General features: G+C 66.9%; 20 protein-coding genes. 9 read left to right on the top strand and 11 right to left on the bottom strand.

Features of this window, described 5'->3' with window-relative positions:
• Positions 1-131: 131 nt before the first annotated feature.
• From WMF45_RS02645 to WMF45_RS02635, 3 genes are read left to right on the top strand one after another with little or no spacing between them, the layout of a single operon-like run.
• Positions 132-1,496, top strand: a complete 1,365-nt coding sequence (locus WMF45_RS02645; protein ID WP_437715389.1) for a metallophosphoesterase — start codon at positions 132-134, stop codon at positions 1,494-1,496.
• Positions 1,493-2,809: a trypsin-like peptidase domain-containing protein gene (locus WMF45_RS02640; protein WP_437715388.1), complete on the top strand. Its 1,317-nt coding sequence runs from the start codon at positions 1,493-1,495 to the stop codon at positions 2,807-2,809. Before WMF45_RS02645 ends, WMF45_RS02640 begins: the two co-directional genes overlap by 4 nt.
• Positions 2,797-5,388, top strand: coding sequence for a P-loop NTPase fold protein (locus WMF45_RS02635; RefSeq protein ID WP_437715387.1), 2,592 nt, complete (start codon positions 2,797-2,799; stop codon positions 5,386-5,388). Before WMF45_RS02640 ends, WMF45_RS02635 begins: the two co-directional genes overlap by 13 nt.
• A gap of 125 nt (positions 5,389-5,513) precedes the next feature.
• Here WMF45_RS02635 and WMF45_RS02630 read toward each other — a convergent pair whose 3' ends face one another.
• The 4 genes from WMF45_RS02630 to WMF45_RS02615 form a co-directional block, all read right to left on the bottom strand.
• Entirely contained in the window at positions 5,514-6,113 is a 600-nt protein-coding gene (locus WMF45_RS02630) for a Uma2 family endonuclease (RefSeq protein ID WP_437715386.1), read from the bottom strand.
• Between the two features lie 132 nt (positions 6,114-6,245).
• Positions 6,246-6,785 carry a hypothetical protein gene (locus WMF45_RS02625; protein ID WP_437715385.1) on the bottom strand — a complete coding sequence of 180 codons (540 nt, stop codon included), beginning with the start codon at positions 6,783-6,785 and terminating at the stop codon, positions 6,246-6,248.
• Position 6,786: 1 nt separating this feature from the next.
• Positions 6,787-8,160 carry an AAA family ATPase gene (locus WMF45_RS02620; RefSeq protein WP_437715384.1) on the bottom strand — a complete coding sequence of 458 codons (1,374 nt, stop codon included), beginning with the start codon at positions 8,158-8,160 and terminating at the stop codon, positions 6,787-6,789.
• Positions 8,161-8,288: 128 nt separating this feature from the next.
• The gene (locus WMF45_RS02615; protein WP_437715383.1) at positions 8,289-9,437 is read right to left on the bottom strand and encodes a serine/threonine-protein kinase; all 1,149 of its coding nucleotides are present in this window, start codon (positions 9,435-9,437) and stop codon (positions 8,289-8,291) included.
• Positions 9,438-9,822: 385 nt separating this feature from the next.
• On the opposite strand from WMF45_RS02615, the gene WMF45_RS02610 reads away from it, so the two are divergent.
• The 4 genes from WMF45_RS02610 (at position 9,823) to WMF45_RS02595 (ending at position 14,275) form a co-directional block, all read left to right on the top strand.
• Positions 9,823-12,930 (top strand): VWA domain-containing protein, encoded by a 3,108-nt coding sequence (locus WMF45_RS02610; protein ID WP_437715382.1) that lies wholly within the window; start codon positions 9,823-9,825, stop codon positions 12,928-12,930.
• A 183-nt stretch (positions 12,931-13,113) separates the two neighbouring features.
• The gene (locus WMF45_RS02605; protein WP_437715381.1) at positions 13,114-13,260 is read left to right on the top strand and encodes a hypothetical protein; all 147 of its coding nucleotides are present in this window, start codon (positions 13,114-13,116) and stop codon (positions 13,258-13,260) included.
• Positions 13,251-13,616, top strand: coding sequence for a hypothetical protein (locus WMF45_RS02600; protein ID WP_437715380.1), 366 nt, complete (start codon positions 13,251-13,253; stop codon positions 13,614-13,616). The genes WMF45_RS02605 and WMF45_RS02600 overlap by 10 nt, the downstream gene beginning before the upstream one ends.
• An 11-nt stretch (positions 13,617-13,627) precedes the next feature.
• Entirely contained in the window at positions 13,628-14,275 is a 648-nt protein-coding gene (locus WMF45_RS02595) for a hypothetical protein (RefSeq protein ID WP_437715379.1), read from the top strand.
• Between the two features lie 10 nt (positions 14,276-14,285).
• Here WMF45_RS02595 and WMF45_RS02590 read toward each other — a convergent pair whose 3' ends face one another.
• From WMF45_RS02590 to WMF45_RS02580, 3 genes are all read right to left on the bottom strand, one after another.
• Positions 14,286-15,158, bottom strand: a complete 873-nt coding sequence (locus WMF45_RS02590) for a hypothetical protein (RefSeq protein WP_437715378.1) — start codon at positions 15,156-15,158, stop codon at positions 14,286-14,288.
• Between the two features lie 8 nt (positions 15,159-15,166).
• Positions 15,167-15,664, bottom strand: coding sequence for a hypothetical protein (locus WMF45_RS02585; protein WP_437715377.1), 498 nt, complete (start codon positions 15,662-15,664; stop codon positions 15,167-15,169).
• Positions 15,665-17,056: 1,392 nt separating this feature from the next.
• Complete coding sequence (locus tag WMF45_RS02580) at positions 17,057-18,151, bottom strand: hypothetical protein (RefSeq protein ID WP_437715376.1); 1,095 nt, start codon at positions 18,149-18,151, stop codon at positions 17,057-17,059.
• 291 nt (positions 18,152-18,442) lie between these two features.
• Between WMF45_RS02580 and WMF45_RS02575 the strand changes: the two genes are divergently transcribed.
• On the top strand, positions 18,443-18,586 hold the full coding sequence (locus WMF45_RS02575; protein WP_437715375.1) for a hypothetical protein: 144 nt from the start codon (positions 18,443-18,445) through the stop codon (positions 18,584-18,586).
• Positions 18,587-18,703: 117 nt separating this feature from the next.
• Positions 18,704-18,982, top strand: a complete 279-nt coding sequence (locus WMF45_RS02570) for a hypothetical protein (RefSeq protein ID WP_437715374.1) — start codon at positions 18,704-18,706, stop codon at positions 18,980-18,982.
• Between the two features lie 92 nt (positions 18,983-19,074).
• Here WMF45_RS02570 and WMF45_RS02565 read toward each other — a convergent pair whose 3' ends face one another.
• From WMF45_RS02565 to WMF45_RS02550, 4 genes are all read right to left on the bottom strand, one after another.
• On the bottom strand, positions 19,075-20,442 hold the full coding sequence (locus tag WMF45_RS02565) for a phosphorylase family protein (RefSeq protein WP_437715373.1): 1,368 nt from the start codon (positions 20,440-20,442) through the stop codon (positions 19,075-19,077).
• Positions 20,443-20,644: 202 nt separating this feature from the next.
• Positions 20,645-20,959 carry a hypothetical protein gene (locus tag WMF45_RS02560; RefSeq protein ID WP_437715372.1) on the bottom strand — a complete coding sequence of 105 codons (315 nt, stop codon included), beginning with the start codon at positions 20,957-20,959 and terminating at the stop codon, positions 20,645-20,647.
• A gap of 272 nt (positions 20,960-21,231) precedes the next feature.
• The gene (locus WMF45_RS02555; protein ID WP_437715371.1) at positions 21,232-22,380 is read right to left on the bottom strand and encodes a helix-turn-helix domain-containing protein; all 1,149 of its coding nucleotides are present in this window, start codon (positions 22,378-22,380) and stop codon (positions 21,232-21,234) included.
• A gap of 100 nt (positions 22,381-22,480) precedes the next feature.
• On the bottom strand, positions 22,481-23,608 hold the full coding sequence (locus tag WMF45_RS02550) for an RNA-directed DNA polymerase (RefSeq protein ID WP_437715370.1): 1,128 nt from the start codon (positions 23,606-23,608) through the stop codon (positions 22,481-22,483).
• Positions 23,609-24,201: the final 593 nt, after the last annotated feature.

Below are 24,201 nucleotides of genomic sequence, written 5' to 3'. Positions count from 1 at the left end.
CCACGCGGGGCCCGGCATCCGGCAGCAGCAAGGAGGGATCGATTGCCATCGCGCGGATGGGAGCTGTAGGCTGTGCCCGGAAGAGCGCGCTCGAACGCTTGCACGTCGCAGTCGCGCGCTCCGGAGTCACCATGCGCCGCCCTCGCACACGCCGCCTGTTCGTCATCTCGGACCTGCACCTCGGCGGCGAGCCGCCGTGCATGATGTCTCACCCGCACCGCCTCGCGGCGTTCATCCGCTCCATCGCCGAGCCCGGCGCGGACGAGGCCGTGGAGCTCGTCATCGCCGGTGATTTCGTCGATTACCTCGCGCTGGCTGTGCCCGGAGGCGCGGCTTCGCCGTGGACGCCGCGTCCCGCCGAGGCCGTCGCGAAGCTCGACGTGGTGATGAAGGACCGCTCGTTCGGCGACGTGTTCGACGCGCTTGCAGCGCACGTGGCGCAGCGGCACCGGCTGACGATCTTGCTCGGCAACCACGATGTGGAGCTCGCCTTGCCGCAGGTGCAAGAGGCGCTCCTCCGGCGCCTCGGGGCCACACCCCACGACGTCCTCTTCGTCCTCGATGGCCGCGCCTACCGGGTCGGCGGCGCGCTCATCGAGCACGGCAACCGCTACGACGACGCCAACCAGAACGACCTCGCGCACCTCCGCGCGATCGCGTCAGCGCTCTCGCGGGGCGAGGAGCCGAAGGACGAGCTCGAGATCTCTGCCGGAAGCCTCCTGGTCCATCGCGTCGTCAATCCGCTGAAGAAGAACTACCCGTTCATCGATCTCCTGAAGCCCGAGGGCGAGCTCCTCGTGCTCCTCTTGTCCGTGCTCGAGCCTACCGTCATCCGCTCGGTGCTGCCCCAGATTGGCCGCGTGCTCGCCGCACAGCGGCGCGCCCGGAGGAACGTCGACGGCCGGCCCCCCGGCACCACGACGAACGTCGGAGCGCACGACGACGACGAGGACGTGGAGCTCGCTGCAGTGTTTGGCGATGCATATCCACTGCTGCGCAACCCACCGACACAGGTCGGCATGGCGGACTGGGTCCCGCTCGCGCTCGACTGGCCCGTCACCGACAGCATCATGGAGCTCGTTGGCCAAGGTCGGCGCATCCCGAATGTACGGCTGCAGCGCATTCGCACGATAATGCGGCGGATGCTCGCGAATGACAGCACGTTCAAGCGAGACTGGGATGATCCGAAGGACGCCTTACTCGGCGCGGCAAAGCGGATGCTCACGGGCGACGTGGAGATCGTCGTCATGGGACATACGCACCTCGCCCGTGAGATTCACGTGGGGGCGGGGCGGACGTACATCAACACGGGCACGTGGGCCGATCTCGTGCGCGTGCCGGACGATGCGCTCGCCGAGGGCAAGGACACGGAGCTCGCCGATTTCCTGAAGAAGCTCTGCAAGGACGAGGCGAGGACCCAGGTGTTCACGTTCGCGGACATCACGCTCGGCGAGGACGGGCGCGTTCGCGAGGCGCGGCTGCGAGACTACATATGAGGCCGAGCCTGCGGATCGTCGCGGCGGACGCGAGGTCGGGGCAGCGGGATCACGGGACGGCCTGGGCGCTGTACCCGGATCTCATCGTGACGGCATTTCACGTGGTCGGGAGCACGAGCGCGCGCCTCTGGAAACACGAGGATCCGCTCTGGCCTGGCTGCGAGTACCTCCTCGAAGGCGTCTCCTCAGCGTCGCTCGAGCCCCTCCTGTACGATCCGCGGGCGGACGTCGCGATCCTGCGCATGCCGGAGCCTTCGAGGCTCGGCGAGCCGTGTTTCCTCGTCCCGTCGCCGATCCCGCCGTCGCCGGGGGATCCATGGTTCGCCGAGGGATACCCCGATCTGCCGGGCCTGCGACGAGAGCGGGGCGTGGGGCTCGGGGGCGTGGTCCAGCGGGCCTCCGCCGATCTCGACAGCAATGCATTCCAGCTCCACGTTCGTCAGGGCACGGCGGCGACCTGGGAGGGGATGTCGGGTTCGGCGGTGCGCAACCACAACGACGAGGTGCTCGGGATCATCACCCAGACGTCGAAGGACGTGTCGACCGCCCATGCGGCGCCCGTGGAGGCCGTCGAGCGATTGCTGCGCCTCCACGACGGCCGCGCGCTCGCCAGCCGCGTCCGGGAGCTCTTCCGCGGGGCCGGGGACGAGGACGCGCTCGCGGCGGACCTCGCGGACGCGATGGGCTGGAGCGTCCTGGGCCATTCCCTCGACGGGCTCGTGCGTCGGGCGGCGATGGAAGGCGGCGATGGCTGGCTCGACCTGCTCGCGAAGGCCGAAGAGCAACGCCGTGCGGCGCTCCCGGGCGCGGAGGACGTCCGCCGTGAGATCCGCGATGCGTCGCGCGACGGCGCCTCGGAGGCGGAGGTCCTCCAGGTGCTCCACACATTCATGCCCGACAAACCAGAGGAGGAGGCGGCCATCGTGGATCGACTGGGCGGCGTGGTCCCCTCGCCCATCGTGACGAACGCCGTCGCGCGGATGATCGAGCGCGGGTGGGTGGAGCGGCGGCGGGATGGGACGCTCACGCTGAAGCCGGACGGGGCGAGGCGCGCGGCAAGGCGGGAGCATGTCCTGGCCGTGCTGCGGAAGCTCCGGGGCGGGGCGAGGCTCTCGCGCGAGGAGCTCGCAGGGCGTTTGCCGCGGATATCGCCTCTCGCGTTCGGGCGCGCTCTCGAGTGCGCCATCCTGGTCGGGTGGGTGGAGCGGCAGCCTGGAGGCGCTGTTCGCGGAACGAATGAGGGCGAGCAGCTCCTGGAGACGGCCGATCGGGGCAGCCGCTTCCTCGTGGGAATGGGATTATGGCCATCGTGATTCTCGACGATCGTCCGGTCGACGCGGGCGGGGATCTCCTGTGGAAGAGCCTGCCGATCCGGGGGGAGCTTGAGCGGATCGCAGAGACGATCGTCCGGTCGAAGGAGGATCCCCCGTCGCCGTCGATGACGTTCGCGGTGCACGGGAAATGGGGGACGGGCAAGAGCAGCGCGCTCAAGATGCTGCGCTCTTTCGTGCGGGAGAGGTCCGTGGAGGCGGGCAAGCGCCCGGTGTTCTGCGAGTACCAGGCGCCCGCGCTCCAGGCCGCGCGGCGGGACGCCCGGACGACCCTGGCGATGCGGATCCTGCAATCGATCGCGATGGCGGGCGACGCGCGGAAGATCTCGCAGCGGCTCGAGGATTACGCGCGGATCATCGATCGGGATCGGACCGAGGGCCTGCAGAGCACGGGGGACGCGACCGCCGAGACGGTGTGGGACGCGGCGATGTTCGACCGGATCTCGGCGGTGCTCACGAGCATCCCGGATCTCTGCGGGATCATCATCCGGCAGGAGCTCGCTTCGAGCGAGAAGGGCCAGTGCCTGCTCGTGGTGCTGCTCGACGATTTGGATCGTTGTGGCTCCGATTTCGTGCTCTCGCTCTTGCAGGAGATCCAGTACCTCAGCGACATCGACAACCTGTTCTTCGTGATGGCGGTGGACGAGGAAGTCCTGCGCGGCGCGGTGCGGTCGCAAGGCGGCGGGAGGTCGGTGATGGAGACGGACCGCGAGCTGGAGAAGTACCTGCAGCACGCGGTCTGGGTGCCGCCGCTCGACGGTGCGCGGGCGAAGGAGTTCGTGAAGGGCCTCGCGGAGAGGGCGCCGCGGGTCAAGAAGCTGGTGGACCCGCTCTGGCCGCAGGACGACACGAGGGAGGCGTTCGATCTGCTGCTCGAGGGGCTGCACGAGATGACGCCGCGGTCGGTGAAGCGGTACCTGAACCTGCTCGCGCCGAAGATCGATGGGGCGCTGGAGGCGAGGGCGGTGCATCCGAGCGACGTGCTCGGGAAGCGGGCGATCTTCAAGGAGAAGATGATCGAGACGACGTGGCCGGATTTCCACTGGAACGTGCTCGCGAAGGCGGTGGGGGAGGCTTCGTCGAAGGGGGATCCGAAGGCGGTGAACCTCGTGGCGGAGCTCGAAGGGATCGGGAGGGACGCGCGGGACAGGAATGCGCCTGACACGAAGGTGCTGCACGATCTGAAGTACGTTTGCGAGGAGTATCCGCACATGGGGCTCGGCGATGTGCCGGTGAAGCTCGTGCGGTATCTGGCGATCGCGCCGCCGTTGCCGTATGCGTGGTTGCCCGGGATCGACCACCTGAAGCCGGTATCCCTCGAGAAGCCACGACCCCTGCGGGAGGTCGACCCCGAGTCGGCTCTCACGGACGGGGAGGACGAGGCAAAGTCGCTCGAACCGGAGGGGACCGAGACGTTGGCCACACGCGGCGCGCGAGCGTTTGCACTGGAATTTGCAGCGCCGCCTGTCAAGGAGGAGGACTCGGCGGATGACGGTGTGGCGCCGCCGAACCCGTTGCGGCAGTTCCAGGGCATCTATTTGTCTATCGGCAAGACGTTTGATCGCGATCCACAGCGGGCCCTGCAGAACGCGCAGCGCGCTTACGACCTCGTACAATCGAATCGAGCACGGTTCGACAAACGGCATGTCGACAGACTCATCGACATCGTAAACACGATAACATTAATCGAATTTCACAGCATCGCGAGCAAGCTCTGCGAACTTGCACTCGACCTGGACCCCGAGAACATGGATACAGCGCGATATTACCTCGACTTGATCGTGCGCCTGCAGGTTGCGGACTTGTATCCAAGGGCAGGCGAGCTCGTTCAGCGATTGCGATCCAGCGGCCCGGATCCCTGGCCCGAGCGTACGCTTTATTACGAGCTAATGCTCGGCAAGGCACAGGGGAGACTGGCCGGGGTCGATGAAGAACGGCTGCGAAGTACGGTCAACGAGTTCAAGCGGCGGGCTGGGAGCAGGTCTCGGTACTCGTGGCTCATGCGGGCGCTCGCTCAGATCGGCGACAGGGAAGTGGCGCGGGAGGTCACAAAAGCTCACTACCACGCGGTGGGTCCGCGTGATGCGGCCGTTGCGCTTTGTAGGATGGCAAAATTCGACGCCGCGTCGCCCGACGTGAACGATGAACGCGAAGCCCTGGAGCTGTATCGGCACGCGATTGAGGCGCATCGAGCGGATCTCCTCAGGATACGTATCCGGCCCGGGCGCGTTCTTCACGAGTATGCAGCCCTTCTGTTCAAGCATGAGTATGAGCATGCGGCAGGAGAGATATGGTTTCGGGCTTATCAGCAGAATCCCAGAAATGAGGACCTCCGGCACGAGTACAGTGCCTACCTGATGCGCGCAAACGCGCCCGATCTCGCGCGCAAGGTCTCGAACGGCGAGCCCATCGACCGGATGGTCACTCTGGCCAAGCGGAAGGAGCTGCCTGCTTCGTTCGTCGGATCCGACGTGGATCGGTGGTGGGAAAAGAAGCACGCGGAGGGGTATGAGCTCGAGGCTGACCTGGAGGACGACCTCCCGCAGAGCAGCCACTCCTGACCCTGGCGAGCTCCCTCCGACCACCGGCGCGCCAGTGCCGCCGCTTCCTGCTGCGGTGGCGCCGTCCTCGGAGCGTGATCGAGCAGGATCCGCTTCGGCCGCTGCGGGGGCACCTCCCCTGCGGCTCAGGCCTCGTCGTCCAGGTCCTGCTCTAGCCCTTCCCACCACTCGGCCAGGTCGATCTCGACATCCTCGAACGGCGCCGCGCGCACCTTCTCGTCTCGTCCGTGCAGCTCCAGCTCGACCCACCGCCCGTTCTCGAGCTGGCTGACCAGCAACGTTCGCCGGACGGGATCCACGTACCAGAGGTGAGGCACGCCGATCTCGGCGTAGAAGCGGCGCTTCACGAGGTTGTCGTAGCCCGCGGTGCGCAGCGAGAGGATCTCGCAGCACCAGTCGGGAACGAGGGAGATGGGTTCCGCGGGCCGCAGCGGCGCGGGCATACGCGCGCGGCGCCAGCCTGCGACGTCGGGCGATATCTCCGGCGCGCGCTCGCTCTGGATGCCCGGCTCGGAAAGGATCCACCACCCTCCCGGACCGCACCTGCCCCGCTGGTACGGGTTCTTGAGGTCGGCCGTGATCAGGTCCTCGATGTTCGCGTGAGCGAAGCCGGGACGCGGAAAAGCGTACATCGTGCCGTCGATGATCTCGCCCCGCCAGCCGGGCGGCAGCTCGTCGAGATCGGCGAGCGTGGCGGACCGGACGAGCTTCTCAGCGAGGTTCATGCGCGACCTGCGCGAGCATACACCACCGCGCCCTCCGGGGCTGAGGCGCCCGAGCAGGCTCGGCGCCGCCGAGCGAACGCCAGCGGACCTCCCACGGATCGATGCCGCACCCCCCGCGGCGCCCTATACGCTTCAACCGGGCGACGGCTCGTCCGCGGGCAGGCTCTGAAGCCAGATGACCGCCTCGTCCCAGCGGAAGGCGCGCCTCGGCTCGGCTTCGCGGAGCCGCTGCCATTCCTCGCCCTCGTCGTGGGTGATGATGCGCGATGCGGGGTCGTCCTCGACGGCGAGGGCGATGAGCCAGTCCGTGGTCATCGGCATCTTTCCAGGGATGACTTTGAAATCGGCGATCAGCTCGCCGCCGAGGGTACGCTTCTTCGCCAGCTCCCAATCGCGGTCCGTCGGATACCGCTGACACAAGCTGTCGGCCCATCGGGCGGCGGTCGGATGATCAAGGTGGATGTCGATGATCTGGATGCCAAACTGGCGGAGGAGGCCATCGAAGCGGACCTCCGAGAATCTGGCGCCCTTGCTCACACGCATCTGGCGACGCCTTTCAAGGTAGACCTGCGCATGGATTACAACCTCGACCCTTTTGCTCCCAGCGAGAAGGCAGAGCTTTTCGATGTCGATGACGCTACGCGCCGCGTTAGTGTCAATCCAGAGCCGCACGTCAGGCATCCTTGGAGGACTCATCGCCAAGACCGAACTGCTCGTCGAGCTCTGACGCGGTCCATGCCTCCCAGCGGCCCTCCGGTCGGGAACGCAGGAACCACAGGTATCCGCCGCTCTGCAGCCCGAGATCGCCGCGCATCTCCGCGGGGATCTGCGTGTAGCCCTCGGGTGTCACCCAGTGCTGCTTGGCGCCGCTCTTGCTCGCGCGATCTTGAAGTTCGCGGTCCGAGCGCGAAGGCTGCCGCGTAACGAGCGTCTCCCCCTCGGGAGAGCGGCTGAACCGGAGCACCGCGGGGCCGTCGAAGACCTGGACGTGGCTCTCAAGGAAGATCTGGTCGACGATCCCGCGTTGCACCTGCTCGCGCAGGATGTCGCGGACGAGCTCCTGGTTCTCGGGATGCAAGCTCATCTCCGGCTCCTCGATGGCAACAAGGCCGGCGCGGGACGTCAGCACGGCCGCGACGAGAGCGACCACCTGCTGCTCGCCCGAGCTGAGCTCGGAGAGCCGTAGGATCTGCTTGCCCCGGACCTCGAAGCGCAGGTCGGTGACCTCCGCCTTCGCCACGGGGGCGCGGAGCACGGAGATCTCTCGATCCGACAGCGTCTTGAATCGATGGATGAGCTCCACGAAGACACGCCAGCGCTCCGTCTCCTCCGGATCGAGGGAGGTCGCCAGCGCGAGGAGGCGTTCGGCCGTGGTGACGGACAGCGTGCTGGCGCCCTCATCGCGCGGCACCCCCTCGCCAATGGCCCGGAAATCTCGACGGCGGGCGTCTAGCAGGAAGAACGGTTTGCTCCCGGGGCCAAGCGGCGCCTCGAGGGCGTTCAGCAGCGGCGAGATCTCGTCATCTTGCAGAGTGTTTCCCGCGCCATCCTTCCGTATAACGCCGCCCGCGTTCTTCAGGACCCGCGGCACCTCCCAGCGGCTCGCCGAGCCGGATGTTGCCTTCTCCAGCCGGAGAAGGACGTCGTTGCCCGACGGGGTCAACATGACGCGGAGCGCGCCGAGGCGCGCATCATCGAAGTGAACCTCCACCCGCTGCGGATCGCGAACACCGGGAGGCCAGCTCCGGTGGTTCATCCACAAGCCGAAGTGTTCGTCACGAAACCCCCACGGCAGCTTGCACGCGGCGTCCGGGCTCATCCCGCCAGCGCCAGCGACCGCGCGCAAGCAGTACGAGGCGACCCGAAAAAACAGGTCGATCGCCACGAGCGCATTGGATTTGCCGGCCCCGTTGGCCCCGTGAAACACAGGCATCTCGTCCGCCACGCCGTCGGACGTGAAGACGATCTCCGTGGGCCTCCGAAACGTCCGGAAATTTTCGATCACGAGCCGCGCGATGCGCAGCGACGGTGTAGCGCGAGCGTTCACCCGCCAGAGCAGAGCAACACGCGGGCCGCGAGGTCAAGCCATGCATTCCGCCGGGCCCTGCTCCAGCCAGTCCGGCGCTCGCTCACCCCACCGCTGAGCGCGGACCGCTCAGCGGCTCGTCCCCACGCTCAAGGGCAGGCCGTCTGCTCGCCGTGAGGCCGGCCCCGGTAGCCCCGGTGCACCCGGCGGCGCGACGACCACCGGCGGCTCGGCCGGCTCCGCTCCTCCACCCACCAGGATGCGCGCGGCGTCGCGCCATCGCCCGCAGGCACACAGGGCTCCTCGCGAGGAAGCCATTCCCCCTGGAGCGACACGCCGCGCGCGTCCTCCAGGACGCCCCGCGCCCTCAGCCACGCGGCGAGCGCCTCGCCGAGCTCGCGCATGCTCGACCAGCGCGAGGACGGCTCCTTCCGCAGCCCGCGCTCCACGATCGCCCAGAGATCCGCGTCGAGGCCGCACGTGTCGACGAGCGACGGCACCGCGTCCTGCAGCACCGCCCGCAGGCCGTCCAGCGCGTTCCTTGACGAGAACGGGGGCCGGCCCGACAGGAGCTCGTACAGCATCGCGCAGAGCGACCAGATATCGGCGCGGCGATCGATGTCAGGGACGGCGAGCACCTGCTCCGGCGGCATGTAGTCGGGGGTTCCAAAGACCTCGAACGCCGCCGACGCCTGGCTCGCCTCGCGCTCGGAGACGATCTTCGCGACGCCGAAATCGACGATCTTCGGCTGGAGCCGGCCGCCGCCGCGGCGCACAAGCATCACGTTGTCCGGCTTGAGGTCGCGGTGGACGACCCCCTTCTCGTGCACCGCGTGCATCGCGCCCGCGACCGGGAGGAGCAGCGCGATCGCCCGCTCCGGCGTCATCGCCGCCTCGCGCGAGAGCGCGCTCCTCAGCGACTCGCCCTCGATGAGCTCCATCACCAGGTAGGGGTCCCCCGCCGCGGTCTCGCCGAGGTCGAAGACCCGCACGACCTCCGCGTGATTCAGCCGGCCGGCGGCGCGCGCCTCACGGACGAAGTACTCCGCGAGCTCCGGCGACCGGAGCTCCGGCCGCATCAGCTTGATCGCGACCTCCGACCCGAGCGCCACGTGCGTCGCGATCCAGACCGTGCCCATCGCCCCCTCGCCGATCCTGCGGCCCAGGCGGTACTTGCCCGCGATGAGATCCCCCTCCTGGTAGTGCACGCTGCCCGCGGGCTCGCCGAGGCTGTCGTCGAGATCCCACGCGCTGCCGCCCATACCGTTCCAGGTGTCCGTGGTCTCGATGCGCGACATGATCTCTCCTGCCCCGGCTGCGCGGCCTCGCCGCGCCCATGACCCGCGCTCAAGCAGACTGCGTGCCATCCCTGACAAACATGGAAAGGTGCTCCGATGCGCCGGAGCGCCCCATGAAACCCGCTCGACACCGACAGAGACGCCTCACGGCGTCGCCTATGGGGCACTCGGCCACACCCGCCGAAGCGGCATCCCCGGGCCCCCGCAAAGATGATTTACTGCGGCTCCCCCGCATGCGGACCGAACGGAGGCCCCCCTGATCCCGGCGGCCGCGCTGCGCGCCCTCCCCTACGCCGCCACGCTCGCCGGCGCGCTCGTCTTCGCGGCGCTGCTGCGCCTCGCCCTCCGGCGCGGCGCGCTCCGCCGCCCGATCCTGCTCGGCTGGATGGTGGCAGGCGCGCTGCCGGCGCTCTACGTGGGCCTCGTCTGGTGCGGCCTGCTCCCGGACGCCTATCTCCGGCTCACGCGGCCCTGGGGCGCGCTGCTCGTGCTGGGCGCCACGTCGTTCATCGCGCTCCGGTACCTCGCGCTCGCGCTCGCCTCGGCGCACGCCCGCCGGCAGGGGGCGTGGCGCTCGCGGCTCGGCGACTTCCTCGCCCCCTTCGCCGCGTTCGCCGCGGCCATGGCCGTGGCCGGGCCAGAGCTTGGCCGGCCACTCGACCGGCTCACCGTCCTTGTCGCAATCGATCGCAGCCGCTCGATCGACCTCGTGCCGAGCGCCGACCGGCGCGTCGCGCAGGAGCTCTCCGTCGCCGAGCTCGGCATGCGCGAGGACGATCGGATCGCCACCATCGCGTTCGCCGCGGGCGCGGCGACCGAGGATCCGCCGCGCCCGCGCTCGCAGCTCGCGGCCCCGCAGCGGGTCGCGCTCGGTCGCGACGGGACGGACCTCGCCGCCGGCCTCCGGCGCGCGCTCGCCGAGGTGCCGCCGGACTCCGCGGCGCGCGTCGTGCTGCTCAGCGACGGCGTCGCGACCCGCGGCGACACGATGGCCGCGGCTGCCGCCGCCGTCGCCGCCGGCCTCCCTGTCGACGTGATCCCGCTCGAGCAGCGGCTCGTCCCCGACGTCCGCGTGGTCGCCCTCCGCGCGCCCGCGCGGGCCGACGAGGGTGAGGCGCTCGATCTGCGGCTCGTCACCTCGTCGCCGTCGCCGGCCGAGATCGAGATCCGCCTCCGCCGCGACGGCGAGCTCATCGCCCGCACCGAGGCCTCGATCGCCGCGGGGGAAGACGTGCTGCGCATCCGGGAGAAGGCGCCGGGGCCCGGGCTGCACCGCTACGACGTCGAGATCACCGCGAAGGATCCGAGGCTCGACGAGGCCGCCGAGGACAACGCGGCGAGCGCGTTCCTGCGCGTCCGCGGGGCCGCGGCGGCCCTCGTGCTGGAGGGCGACGCCGGGCAGGGCGCGTTCATCGCGCGGGCGCTCGCGGACGGCGCGTTCCGCGTGGACGAGGGCGGCCTGAGCCGCGTCCCCGCCGATCTCGGCGAGCTCGCCGGCTACGACGTCGTGGTGCTCAGCGACATCCGCGCGTCGGATCTCTCGCCGGGCCAGATCGACGCGCTCGCGAGCTACGTCCGCGATCTCGGCGGCGGGCTCATCCTGATGGGCGGCGATCGGAGCATGGGGCCGGGCGGCTACGCGCGGACGCCGCTCGAGGAGATCTCGCCCGTCGCGTTCGACCTGAAGCAGGAGCGGCGGCGGGCGAGCCTGGCCGAGGTGATCGGCATCGACATCTCCGGGTCGATGGCGGCGACCGCCGGCGCCCACACGAAGCTCGAGCTCGCCAACGAGGCCGCGGCCCGGTCGGCCTCGCTGCTCGGCCCGGGAGATCGGCTCGGCGTCGCGCACGTCGACACGGCGGTGCGGTGGAGCGTGCCGCTCGGGCCGGTCGCGGACGGCGCCGCGATCGAGAAGGCGATCCGCGCGGTGGGCCCGGGCGGCGGCGGCATCTACGTCGACATCACCCTCGAGGCGGCCTACCAGGCGCTCGACCGGGACACCTCGAGCCTGAAGCACGTGCTGCTCTTCGCCGACGGGTCGGACGCGGAGAACATGGGGCCGTGTCGCGCGATGGTGGAGGCGGCGATGCGCCGCGGGACGACGACGAGCGTCGTGGCGCTGGGCCAGGGCAGCGACGTGCCGGAGCTCGAGGCGCTGTCGCGCCTCGGGGGCGGCCGCTTCTACCTCGTCGAGGACGCCACGCGGCTGCCCGCGGTGTTCACGCAGGAGACCATCATGGCGGCGAAGAGCGCCATCGTGGAGGAGCCTTTCCACGTCGCGCTGGGCGCGCCGTCGTCGATCACCGCCGGCGTGCCGTTCGGCGAGGCGCCCTCGCTCGGGGGCTACGTGGTGACGGTCCCGAAGAGCCGGTCCACGGTGCTGCTGTCCGGTCCGGAGGGCGATCCGGTGCTCGCCGTGTGGTCGGCGGGGCTCGGCCGGGCCGCCGCGTTCACGAGCGATCTCAAGGGCCGCTGGGGCGCCGCGTGGACGCGCTGGCCCGGCGCCGCGCGGATGATCGCGCAGGCCGCGCGCGACGTGACGCGCAAGGAGGAGGATCCGCGCGTGCGCCTGGAGGCGGACGCGTCGGGCGGCGAGCTGTCGGTGCGGGCGAGCGTGATCGGCGACGACGGGCGGGCGCAGTCGTTTCGCCGGCTTGTCGTGCACGTCGCGGGGCCCGACGGCTTCTCGCGCGAGCTCCCGCTCGAGGCGACGGGCGCGGGCGCGTACACGGCGAAGCTCCCGCTGTCGCGACCGGGGACGTACGTGGCGGTGGCCCGGGACGAGCTCACGGGGGAGGCGGTCGGGACGACGGGGGCGGCGATGACCGCCGGCGAGGAGCTGCGCCCGACGGGCAGCGATCTGTCGCTGCTGGGGCGGATCGCGGAGTTCACAGGGGGCAAGCGGCGCGACACGCTCGCGGGCATCTTCGAGGATCGGGCCTCGAAGCGGTTCGCGTACCGGGACGCGACGCCGAGCCTGGTGTTCTTCGCCGCGCTCGCGCTGCTGCTCGCGGTGGCGGCGCGGCGGCTCGCGCTGCCGGAAGCTGCGGCGGCGTGGCTCGCGCGGGCGGGAGAGCGGCTCCGCGCGGCGCGGTGGGGAGCCACCGCGGAGCCGGCCGCCGCGGGTGCGACCGTGGGGGCGCTGCTGTCGGCCAGGGAGCGGGGGCGCGAGCGGCGCGAGGGCGCGGAGGCAAGCCCGGCGCCGCGCGCCGGTGAGCGCGGCGAGGGCGCGCAGGCGGGGACGATGCCAGAGAGGACAGCGCCGCCGGCGGGGACGCCGGGACCTCAACCTGGGTCGGCGACGTCGTGGCCTCAACCTGGTTCGTGGCCTCGACCTGGGTCGGCGGCGGGGCCTCAACCTGGGTCGGCTGTGGGGCCTCAACCCGCGTCCCCGAGGGGCGGACACGCAACGGGCGCGGGCGGCGCGGCGCCGGAGGGACGACCGCTCACGGCGGCGGAGAAGATCTTAGCGCGGCGTCGCGGGCGGAGGTGACGCGACTCATGACGGAGAACGCCACGAAGACCGGGCACGCCGTTCGTGTTCTGGCAGCGATGGTCTTGCTCGTCCCTGCCTTTGGCTCTGGCGTGCTCGTCGGCAGATCGCTCCTGGACCGAAGGTCGCCGTCGAAGGAGAAGAGCGCGGAGCCGGCTTCGGATCCGTGGATTCGGATTGAGCGTGGAGAGCTGGCTGCATGTCGAGAACAGCTGGCAGCTCGGCCGGAGCCGCGAGCGACGGCTCCGGCAGCCGAGGCTCCTCCGGGGGATGGGCGACAAGACGCTCCCGAAAGAGCAGCCACCGTCGATGAGCTCGAGGTGGAGCTGAAGCGGTGCAGGAAGAGCGAAATCCTGGTCAACGCCGAGGTTTGCAGCGCCGCGGCTCGTCAGTTCAGCGCGCTGATGGCTTTGCCGAAGGATGGGTTGAACTGCGGGCCGAAGTCCAGGGCTGCCGATCTCATCGAGCAGAACTTCGACAGCTGCGCGGCGCTCTCGGACATTCCCGCGGATTTTCGCTCGGGCGACCTCACGAAGGAAGAGTCGAGCCTGGTCGCGGAAGCGATCCGGGTGCGTGAGACGCTCACGGAAGAAGAGCTGCTCCGCAGCCTGAAGGAGTTCGTCTGGACGTGCACGGAGACGCCCCCGAAACTCCCACCGATGATGAAGCAGGCACCGAAGCCGTAGGAGGTTGACACATGAGCAAACGCCCCGAGAGCGCCGGCCTCATGGTTCATCTCCTCATCGCGGTGGCCGTGCTCGGCCTCGTCTTTGGTGGTGGCGTGCTGGTCGGCTGGGCGACGCGGGAGCGAAGACCTCCGGCCATGGGAAAGAGCGCGGCGTCCATCCCTGATGCGGAAGTGGAGCGGGAGCTCGCTGCGTGCCGACGCGCAGTGAACGCGCGCGCGAAAGCCACAGCCATCCCGCCAGCCCCGGCGACGTCTCCTCCGGGAGAAACGGACGACGCCGGGGTGGAGAAAGCCGCCGCCAAGGTCGAGGCACTGCAAAAAGAGGTGGAAGAATGCATAGCACGAGAGACCTTGGCCAATGCCTACGTTTGCGGCAGAATCAGAGATCACAGCAACCTGCTGTTCGTCCTGGCATACAGCGCACCGTGCGTGGACGAGGCGAGGGTTGGAGAGTTTCTCGTCAACAGCCTCGAAAAATGCACAAGCTTCGATGACTTTCCAGCGCACTTGGGCGAAGACGAGCTGACACAAGAAGACAAATTCATCATCTCGCAGTCACAGCAAAACCGCGCATTAAGGACAAAGGACGACTTGACACGCAATGCACAAGAGACACTCCGCAGGTGCCGCAAAAGATTCGGACTGTCTTCCGAATGAACGAACGCGTTCATAACGTCATCTCCCAGACCGTCTGGGTGGGTGGGGCTTCGATGGGCGAACGGACCAGGTCGAAGGAAGACCAGGGCGTTTGCGTGTCGCGCGCGTGGTCGCTCCTCCCATCGTCCAGCTTGTCGAGCGCGAAGGTCAAGGCGCCCCAGAGGCGCCACCGAACGGGTATCGGGCCCCCGGAGAACTCGATGGGTGAGCGGAGCTCCAATCCGATCGCGACTTTATGACCCCATATCGCCAGGTCGCTGCCCCGGACCGCGAGCGAGGGGACGGCGTTGGCGACAGCATTCTTGCCGCCGACCATGATCCCCAGATTCGCTTGCGCGTGCTTGCCATGAATAGCATAGAACCGCACACCGCCGAGATACGCAATCGACAGGGGAACGTCTGAGGACTGCGGCATGATGGCCGCCGACGCCGCCCCCGTGAGCTGGATCAACGGCAGCGCGGTCCCCCAAAGGTTGATGTGACCCGCGGTGGCGGGTGCGCCGGTGATGACACCGCTCAGGGGTTCGCTCGGCCTCTGCGAGCCCTGCCCCTTGGCGGCCATTTGCAGCAGCCACCCGCCGCGCCGGTTGTCGAAGAGAGGTACCCCCACGCTCATGCTCGCTTCGCCGATCCCGAGAGGGAACACGGGCACCCCGCCGGCGCAGGGAGAGTATCGTATCTGCCTGTACGAAAAGCGCGTCGTGGCGAGGATCGGAACTCCCGCCACGCGTTGTCTCACTTGGAGCTGCCCAACGCCCCAGAACCCGTTGAAGGGCTCGGGGGCCGCGCAGGGGCCCGCGTGAGCGAACACCTTCGAGGGTCGGATAAAGGCGGAGGCGACGATGATGGCGATCGCGAGGATGCGCGCAGGCAGGACCACCACGACCCCCCTCACTCCTCGGGGATGAGCTCCACGTCCTCCATGGGCTGCGCCGCTGGCTGTCCCCGCGGCGGGCAGACCAAGAAGCTCAACCCCGCATACACGGGCTGTCCATCGGGCCCGAACTCTTTGATGACGTCGGGGGGATTAACGACCGCGCAGTACCCCGACTCGAAGAAGGTAAAATCCTCAGTGCACCAATTCTGCTCCAGCAACATTAGATAAGCGTATTCCGAATAGGCAGCATTTTTTATCCGGATTTCCTCGCACCGAGGGCCATACCAATTTCCTCCGTGGAGGATCGGATCTTTATCATAATTCCACCCCTGACAACATTCGAACAAGCACTCCACGGGGATGCAGTTCTGATCGAACCAGTTCCCGACGACGGGCTGAGCTTTCTGCGGGTCATCGCCGAACGTGCAGCCCGCGAGAGCGAGCGCCGCGCCAGCAGCGGCGATGACCATGGGTGCCGTTCGAACCGCCGTCCGGGTGATCCAGGCAGCCATCCAGTTCCCCAATTCATGGCGCCTCATGAGAAAATCTCCTCGCGGGGGACGACACTCCGGACCTTGGCGTGCGTCGCGAAGGGCCTCTCAACGCGTCCGACAAGCACCGGCCACCCGAGGAAGGCCCCCTTCCAGACATAAACGACTGGCGCCGTCGCCGCAACGTTTGCGGCGGGTGTCGTCGCGCTCCTCAACGACATCGCCGTCGCGGCCGAGGCCGAGGCACATTTCGGGACGAGCTCGCGTCGTCGCGCGCCGCCGTGTCAGCCGCCATGCGCTCGGCAGTGACGGCCTACCCCTTGCGGTCTGTGGAGCGCCGACGGAGGCCGGGCACCACAGCCGCTCGCCCAAGGATTTCGTCCAGACAGAATCCTGCATTGTTCGCTTTGCTGCACCCGATGGGGACTCTTCGCCGCCCCCGCCCGGACAGCTTCAAGAGCGCCGTCGTCGAGCGTCACGGCGACGCGATCCGGTTCCCCCCCACGCTGCAGGCTCTGCCGGCGCATTACCACTTCGAGCCGCGCCCCGTCGCCGTCGCCCGCGGCAACGAGAAGGGGACCCGCGCGGTCGGTACCCCCGTTGAGTTCCAGGCCCTCCTCGACACCGCGCGTCCCGAGATGGACCGCATCGTCCGCGAGGTCATGGAGCCGAGCCAACCCGTCTCGACCCCCCTCACGGAGCTCCGGGACCGCTATCTGGCCGTCGTCCAGCACGAGGCGCACCTCGCGAGCAACGCCTATGGCCCCGAGCGTCGCGCGCTGCTCCGCGGCGCCATCCAGCTCCTCGACACGGCGAACCTCCGGTTCGGCGAGGGCAAGCGCACCGGCGCCTATCAGGTGCGGCCCATCGGCCAGGTGATCAAGGCGAGCCGGCCCTGGCGCGCGCGCCTCAAGGCGTTCGCCGACCAGGCGTTCGCGTTCGAGCCGGACGTCGCCGAGCAGTTCGCCGACGTGAACACGAGCGGCACGCTCACCGAGGAGACCAGCGATCTCGCCATGCTGCTCCGGCTCGCCCAGCAGCACCAGACCCGTCTTTCGCTCGTCGGCCTCACCGAGGACATCCTGCGCGAAGGCAGCGCGCTGCTCGACGAGGTGAGCGGGCGCCACCTGCTCGGCATCCGCGGGTTGCGCAACCGGGAGATGGCGATGGTGCTCCGCAACTCCATCGTGACCTACGCCACGCAGCTCGGGAACGAGGCGCGCGCCGCTGGCATCAACGCCTGCTGGGACATGCCCGAGGTCAAGCGCGGGCCGAACGCCTCGCCAATCTGCTGCGGGGCGGGCTGCCGCGCGAAGCGCGGTTGCCCGAACCGGCAGCCGTATTGGCTTGTTCGGCGCCCGGTCAGGAAGAACGAATCACGCGACCACCACCGCGGCTTGCGTTCTCCCGTCGTCATCTCGAAGGGCTGCGCGTCTTTCGTCGGCGCGCGGGCTGCCGCCCCGATGCCGCCCCGAGGCGCTTCTGAATCGCCGCTTGCGTTTGGCGGGGCAGCGTCGCGAGGTACTCCTCCGACAACGCACGGAGCATCGCGTCCGGCAACGCGAGCACCGCCTGCGCCTCGGTGAGCCCGGCGAGGCGCTGCTCGGGGGCGAGCCCCGCGAGGCGCTGCTCGGGCGCGTACGCCTGCAGCACCTGCTCCGGGGCGAGCCCCGCGAGGCGCTGCTCGGGCGCGTACGCCTGCAGCACCTGCTCCGGGGCGAGCCCCGCGAGGCGCTGCTCGGGCGGCAGCCGCGCAACGAGGCGTGCCAGCGCCTGCTCGAAGCTCTCGACGACCCGCTTTTCGTCCTTCATGTGCCGCTTCCTCTGCCCCGGGAGGGGGTGTCGAACTTGCTCGACATGCTCCAGGAGCGCCCAGAACACCGCGACCTCCGCCGGGGAGAGCGCCGGGATGCCGCCGGGGTCAGCGACCATCCCAGGGGTCACAGTGTACAGCAGATGCTCGCCCTCGCGAGCGTTGGCGGGCACCGTCTCCACCACCCGCAGCGGGAAGACACCGAGCCGCCCCTCGTGCGTGCCCGGCCCGGTCGGTGTGAGCGTGCAGCCGAGCGACATCAGCGCCTCGGTGAAGCGCGGGGTCAGGCGGGGCGCGAGCACGCGGAGGGCGACCGCGGCGGGAGCTTCGATCTCGGCGACCACGAGGTACTGGAGCGCGTACGCGAGGAGCATGCGCGCGTCGTCGCGCTCGAGCTCGTCGGTCGGCCCCTTGAAGTGCACGAGCGTGTGCTCGGCCAGCTCGCCCACCACGCTCGTGAGCAGGTGCGGCCTGGGTGGGGCTCCGCGACGGCTGCGACGGAGGATGACGATGTCGACGCGGAGCGGCTCGCGGGCGAGCTGGAACTCCGAGATGCACTGGTACCAGCCCTCGGGGAGCACGTGCTCCAGGAGCGCGACGAGCACCGGGTGCCAGGCGGTGTAGACGCGAACGCGCCGCTGTCGCTGCGAGGATCGAACCTCGCGCGTCGTCGCCGTGCGGTTGCCCTTCGCCATCAGGAGCAGCGCTACCACGACCGTCGCCGGCCGGCGACTCCGTGGCGCGGCGCGGTGACATCGGCGACGACGTCGCTTTGCCCCGCGGCGTTCCCGCCCCGCATCAGGTGTTGGGCGACAACAACCGTCGGCTACACGCTCTGGCGCCGAACACCGGCGCTAACCTGCACCGGGTCCCAAGGATGCCACGACCCGCTTGCGGAGGACTGACGCCAGCAGACTGATGTGCCGAAGGCACGTCGGTCGAAACAACCCCGGCGCGGCCCGGTGTCAGGTTCAGCGGCTCGTTAGGTGGCCGGCTCGAACGTTCATGAGTACATTGGCGCGGTGCGACGACAACCGGGCCTGGCGAGTGTGTTCCTGACGGCCATCATGGGGCTGGCGCTGTCGTTCTTCATGCTTACCAAGATCGATCCGGAAAAGGGCATTCCGTAACGCGACCGCCTCACCTCTGCGAGCGGACTGGTTACTTCCCACGAGACGGTCCACCACGACGTCCATTTCACGTTGCAGGATGGAAGACGGTTCACGTACCTCGGCAAAGCGAAAGCGGTGGGCGCCGTCGAGAAGGCCATCGGCGAAGCCCATCAAAGGGTGGTCACGATTCTGTACGACGCGTCAAATACCGTCGGACCGGTCTTCTCGAAGGAGAAGTTCTTTCCGGTATACGAGATCCGCGTCGGCGACGAACTCGTGCGCAGCCATCAGGATGTGGACCAGGCTTGGCGGAGAGACAATCGCCTGGCCCCTGTGCTTGGCTGGGGGTTTCTTGGGATGTCAGTTCTGCTTCTGGCGCATGGGGCTCGTCGGTTGCGACAGAGGGGCGCCTAACGGCTTGGCAATCAGCCGCGGGGCGCGGTGCCGAGCGGAGCGAGGCTCCGCGCACCGTCGCCCGCATTGCCTTGTTGGGCGGTACTCGCAAGTCAAGCCTTCGTTTGAACATGGCGAAGGAGTTTCTTGGTGATCAACGTGCGAGTTCGCGAAAGAACCTGCTCGTACGCGTCGCCCTGCGCATAGCACATCAGAACAGCATCAGGAAGCTTCGCCTTGGGGAAAAGCGTAGACGCGAGCATCCGGAGGGAGATCAGAGCCTTAGCGGAGGCCTCCTTCGCGCTCTGTTCGATGGTTGCGATCGGCTCAGGATAGACGAACTTGCAGACCGGGAAGTCCTCCGGCTGACTCCTCATCCAAGCGATGGCGCGCTGCCCGGAGCCGAAGAAGTCGATGTTGACCTCAGCCCCGAGCGACACGAAGAACTCGATAGCCCGGTGCTCCACATCCTCAGAGCGGGGCACGATGCTGACCCTGCCTCGGTCAGGTGGGGTTCCCGCACCTCGGTAGCCGATCAATTCGCGCTCGCAGAGAGTCTTCAACTCCGTGTCGCCAGCAGCGATCGCGAAGACAAGAACATCGGCGATGCACGCAGACAGGGGCACCTGGCCAGAGTGAATGCGCGCAATGATGGCCGAGGCATCGGGTCGCGCCTCCGCAGGCTTCATCACGAACCCGGCCGGAAGCGGCGCGCGCGGCGCGTGAGATTGCCAGTCAACCTTGGCAAATGCGAGGGCGTGGCGAACGAAGGATGCCGCATTCTTCGCGGCCATCGCTTGGCGTTCGTCCTTGTCTTTCGCTTTCTGCCCATCGGCAAAATCGCAAATCGACTTCACCAAAATCCAATCAATCTTCTTATCATGACAAGCAACATACAGCCCGCCCCCTTCCATTTCTCCGCCGATCGCCTCAGGCTCAAATTTGGCCAATTGATCGCGGAAGTCGATGTTGTCGATCAGCTTGGCGCCCGTGAGAACGGTGCCGAAGCGCAGGCGAGCGCCCTCCCAAGTGACCTCTGCACTTCTGAACAGATTCAGCAGCCACGGCGAAGCGTGGGGCTTGTCGTCGCGGAGGATGATCTTGATCGACCCGTCGCCATCCGTGCCCACGCGCTGGAGGTCGTATGGGCGCAACTGCTCGGTGATCAGGATATCTCCGTAAGCCTGTTTACGCTCGTCGACGCCAAATGCAATTCCGACCATGATCACGGCCGCAGGCAAGAGCGCATCAATGCCCTTCCCGATAGTCTGCTGTGCGCCGCCCAGACCGCTGGGACCCATCTCGCATTGCGTCAGCCGGATGCTGGCCCCGTTGATGGTCCCAAGGTCGAAGTAGACGCGACCGTTGATGCTTTGAGGATTGGCCTCCTGGCCGGTCACCCCGAAGGCGTCCAGAACCGCTCTGGTCTCCACTTTGGTCGCAGTCACAAGCAGGACGTCAGCACGCGCTTCGCTGTTCATGTTCGCTCCATCACAAATATTCTGCATCGACCAGGGATCAGGTGTTCGCTTGCGTATCGATCGCCGTCGAGTACCAGCGCTCCGGATCTTGATGGCTGCTTCTCTGCCCAACGACTGGCGATGAGCCGCGCCGTCCAAGGTGGGCCTGCGGCCCACCTTGGACGGCGTCGGATCCATCGCTGAGTTGGGCGGCTGGGCGCGATCAGGTCGACCTCCCCGCCGCTAGCAACCGGGCGTAAAGAGCGCGCTCGTAAGCGCTTCGAAACCTTCTGCCCATGTTCCTACCGACGTTCTCGTGCTCTTCGACAATTGTGTTCAGCTCATGGTCCCGCAGATGCCCATGAAAAAAGAGCCACCCGAGTACGTGAGGGGTCGTCTGAACGCGCGCGAGCGAGAGTACCTCCACCGCCAACTTCTCGCCGCGGTCGTCATCCGTTTGCGCGCCAATGTTAAGCCGCTTTGCGAGGGCGATGGTAGCAAGCTCGCCCTTTCCGAGTCGCTTCCGCTCGCGAAGCACGTCAATCTCTTGTAGATCTTCGACGGCAAGGGGGTGATCCCCGAACTGACCGCGTCCACGCGCATCCGCCAAACGTGCACAAAGTTCCGCATCACCAATCGTCGGGTTCTTGCGCGGCTTGTGAAGGCACTCGTAGACACAGTATCCCGCCAGAGCGAAGTGAAACCCAACCGCCTTGCACACACCGTAAAGCCTCTGCGAGGACAGCAGGTTCCAGACTGCGCACGTATCTACAACTACGTGCGCGACAACTTGGTCAGGTCGGCGCTCAATCATTGGCCGACACCTTGAAATAGCTGCTGCAGATCACTCATCTCAGCCTCGTTAAGCATCATCATTTCGGCCGCACGGGATCTGGTAACGACTCCCCGCTGACATGCCTCGAAGCAAAGATCGACATAATATGAGGAAAGCCCTTGCTGTAGCAATCGCACTTTGCGAGTTCGCTGCTTCGGCGTAAGCGACGACGGCAACTCGGGGTCATTCTTCGCATTTCGCGGGATACGAAGGCCTTTAAATTTCATGGCTGCAGCGTCGGTCAGACGCCCGTCCCGCACCAGGGCACGGCGAAGTGGCTCGACGTTGACCTTCAATCGGTCAGCAAGATCCAAAAATATATCCTCCGTCAGGGTCTCGCCGTCAACTCGTCGGAGGAGTGTCGGCGACACGAGAAACGCCGCAGCAAAGGTGTCAGCGCGCACTTCGCGAAGACGGTCGTGTGACCAGCGTGACGATGACGGCACGAAGGAAACGACATATTCTTGGTCGCGATCAAAAATCGCATGAGCCGCTTCGTGCGCTGCCGTAAACCGCTGTCGGTATACATCCTCGGAGTAGTTTACGAGGACGCTGGGGCCCGCTGTTGGATGATCAATAAATATCCCCGAGATATTCTCGTTGTCCAAGCGCCGTCGGAAGACGTGGAACCCGAGCGCCCGCAAGTCGTGAAACACGTCGGGGACTTCGTTTGCGTTATGGCCCAGCGCGCGCCGCAGGCGTTCAGCTGCCTCATCGCCATGCGCCTTGAAATAGGTTCCTTTGGGTACGAAGGCAAACCGAACTCGCGGTGGCCGTCCGAGTTCGTGGAGCAAGAACGACTCATTCTCGCAAAGAAACAGGAATTCTTGAATCGCCCAACGATCACTTGTCGACAGCTCTGAGGCATATGCGCGAAAGAGCTTCTCAGTTCGCTCCAGGGCCGTCTGCTGTTCGTTCGAAATCAGAAATCGGTAATCCTCAAGTTTATAATGATCGGCAAGAATGAGGATCTCATCCCCCGTTGGCATCGCCGCTGCAGCTTCAAGGGCGCCGATTCGTGCCTCAGAGACTCCAGTTGTGCGTGCCAACTCGGCGCTCGTCTCGCCAAACATGTCGCGAAGCCGACGAAGCTTGTCAGCGAAGGAGGGGAGATCTAGCGGCATAAGGAACGCTCACAGGCTCGCAAAATGGTGCGTTCGGATCTTACCTCGACGGCATGTTCCGTTGGGCGGCTCGTGGTGCACAATAGCGAACGAGCGGCCGCTAGTCATACTTCCCTCCGGGCGAAGGTTCAGGAATCTCGAGTGGGGTTGCTGGATCGACGAAGCGTACTCCCTTGCTCCGGGCACTTGCGAAGAACGGATCTGATGCGGCCGGATCGACTGTCACAGCGGGAAGCCACCCATGTCCGAAAGCTTCGTACGCCACGAGCCAACGAGGTTCAAAGAGCTCGCTCGCATGGGCCATAGGAGCCCATAGAGCCTTCTGAAGTGGGCGCGAGAACACAGATTTGCTCTCGGCAAATAGCGTCATGAGTACGCCGATGGGGTCGGTGACCTTCTCCAACGCCGCAACAACTGGCTCCCCGAGTCGGACCCCAAAGACAATTGCGCCCCAGAGTGCCCAGGCAATGTCACCGCCATGCTGCAGCGCGGAATGCCTGCCAAGGATCGCGCTGAGAGCACGAGTCAGCGATGACGTAGCAACAGGAAGCCCCGCGCGCTTATGCTGGTAGGCGATGTAGAGAGCCGTCTGAAGCGTGCCCGGATCCGCCACAGCTGCTTGGAAAAGCAGTTGCTGAAGAACCGACGATGCGGATTTTGTGTCGACATCGGAGAGGCGCCTTACCGCATACTTCAGCACCGGATCCCCAGGGAATGCGTTGGCAAGGTCAAACGTCCTGCTAAAATACCTGATGAGCTGAGACTGGAGTACGCTCTGACTCTTTGAGCCGAGTGAAAAGGCAGCCAAATCTTGAGCCCACGGAGTGTCAAGCGTGCCGGGTAGCTCAATGATCCGAGTTTTTCGTGGGTTGAGTTGCAGCTCATACTCGGCCAGAGAATCTTGTAGAACATTCCGCGCCTGCTCAGCCTCGGCGAATGTATCGAAGACAAACTCATAGTCATCGACGAATCGAAACCCGAGCACGGACGAGCCGAGCCTTCCGACCACGATCTTGTCTACTTCGGTGAGAATCGCCTCACCAAGCGGGAGTGACGTGTCGGGGCCGATCGGGATGCCGACGGTTTGTCCTGATTGAATGTTTCGGCTCGCCTCGTCGAGTACGTTCCCGAGGAGAGGAGGCCCACCGGTTGCGGATTTCTTCGTGCTACGATCTGACTTAGCGATCGCCTTTGTGTGAAGTGCCCACGGAATAGCGTGTGTATACATACTAGCGTAGCAGGCCGACACATCTCCCTGAAGAACGTATCGGGCTCCGACACGATACTCCGCGCGGAGTTGGGGGATATGTTCTAGCGGCGTCTCCCACGTGATCGCGCGAACCGAGTCCGCTTTAGGCTTCGTCCAAGAAAGGGGCGACGTCTGACAATGTCCATAAAGCGCAGCCCAGTTGGAGCTAATGGCATCTGCCAGGGCGACAAAGTGGACGGGATTGGGGATGGAGAGTGCGCGGCGCACTGACGCGTATTTTGAGTACGAGTAGCGAAGGGCGTACGAGTCCCGAGCCAAACTTGCGGGAAGTGTCCGGAAGTGCGCCGCCAAGGAGGCTGAGGTGAACGGGGGAGGCAACTCTTTCGGCAGGTACCCGCGGGCGAGAAGATCGGTCGTGGTTGTCATCGTAAAGGCTCGAAATAGGGTGCGCGCTCCTGCGTTCGCATCACTGGCACAGCAATACCGATCGCCTTACGATAGCGCGCCCGGTCCCCAGATGGAAGAGCCACGTTGAATGGCCTCCGCGTCCTCGAAGCTGACGGTCCAGCTTGGCGTCCGCCGGTCGCGGCCGCGGCCTGCAGGCGCCGCTG

Origin of the sequence: Sorangium sp. So ce448, from assembly GCF_051520915.1 — a bacterium.
GTDB classification, from domain to species: domain Bacteria; phylum Myxococcota_A; class Polyangia; order Polyangiales; family Polyangiaceae; genus Sorangium; species Sorangium cellulosum_B.
Note: the sequence above shows the minus strand (reverse complement) of the source record. Positions and strands in the feature narration are given on the sequence as shown.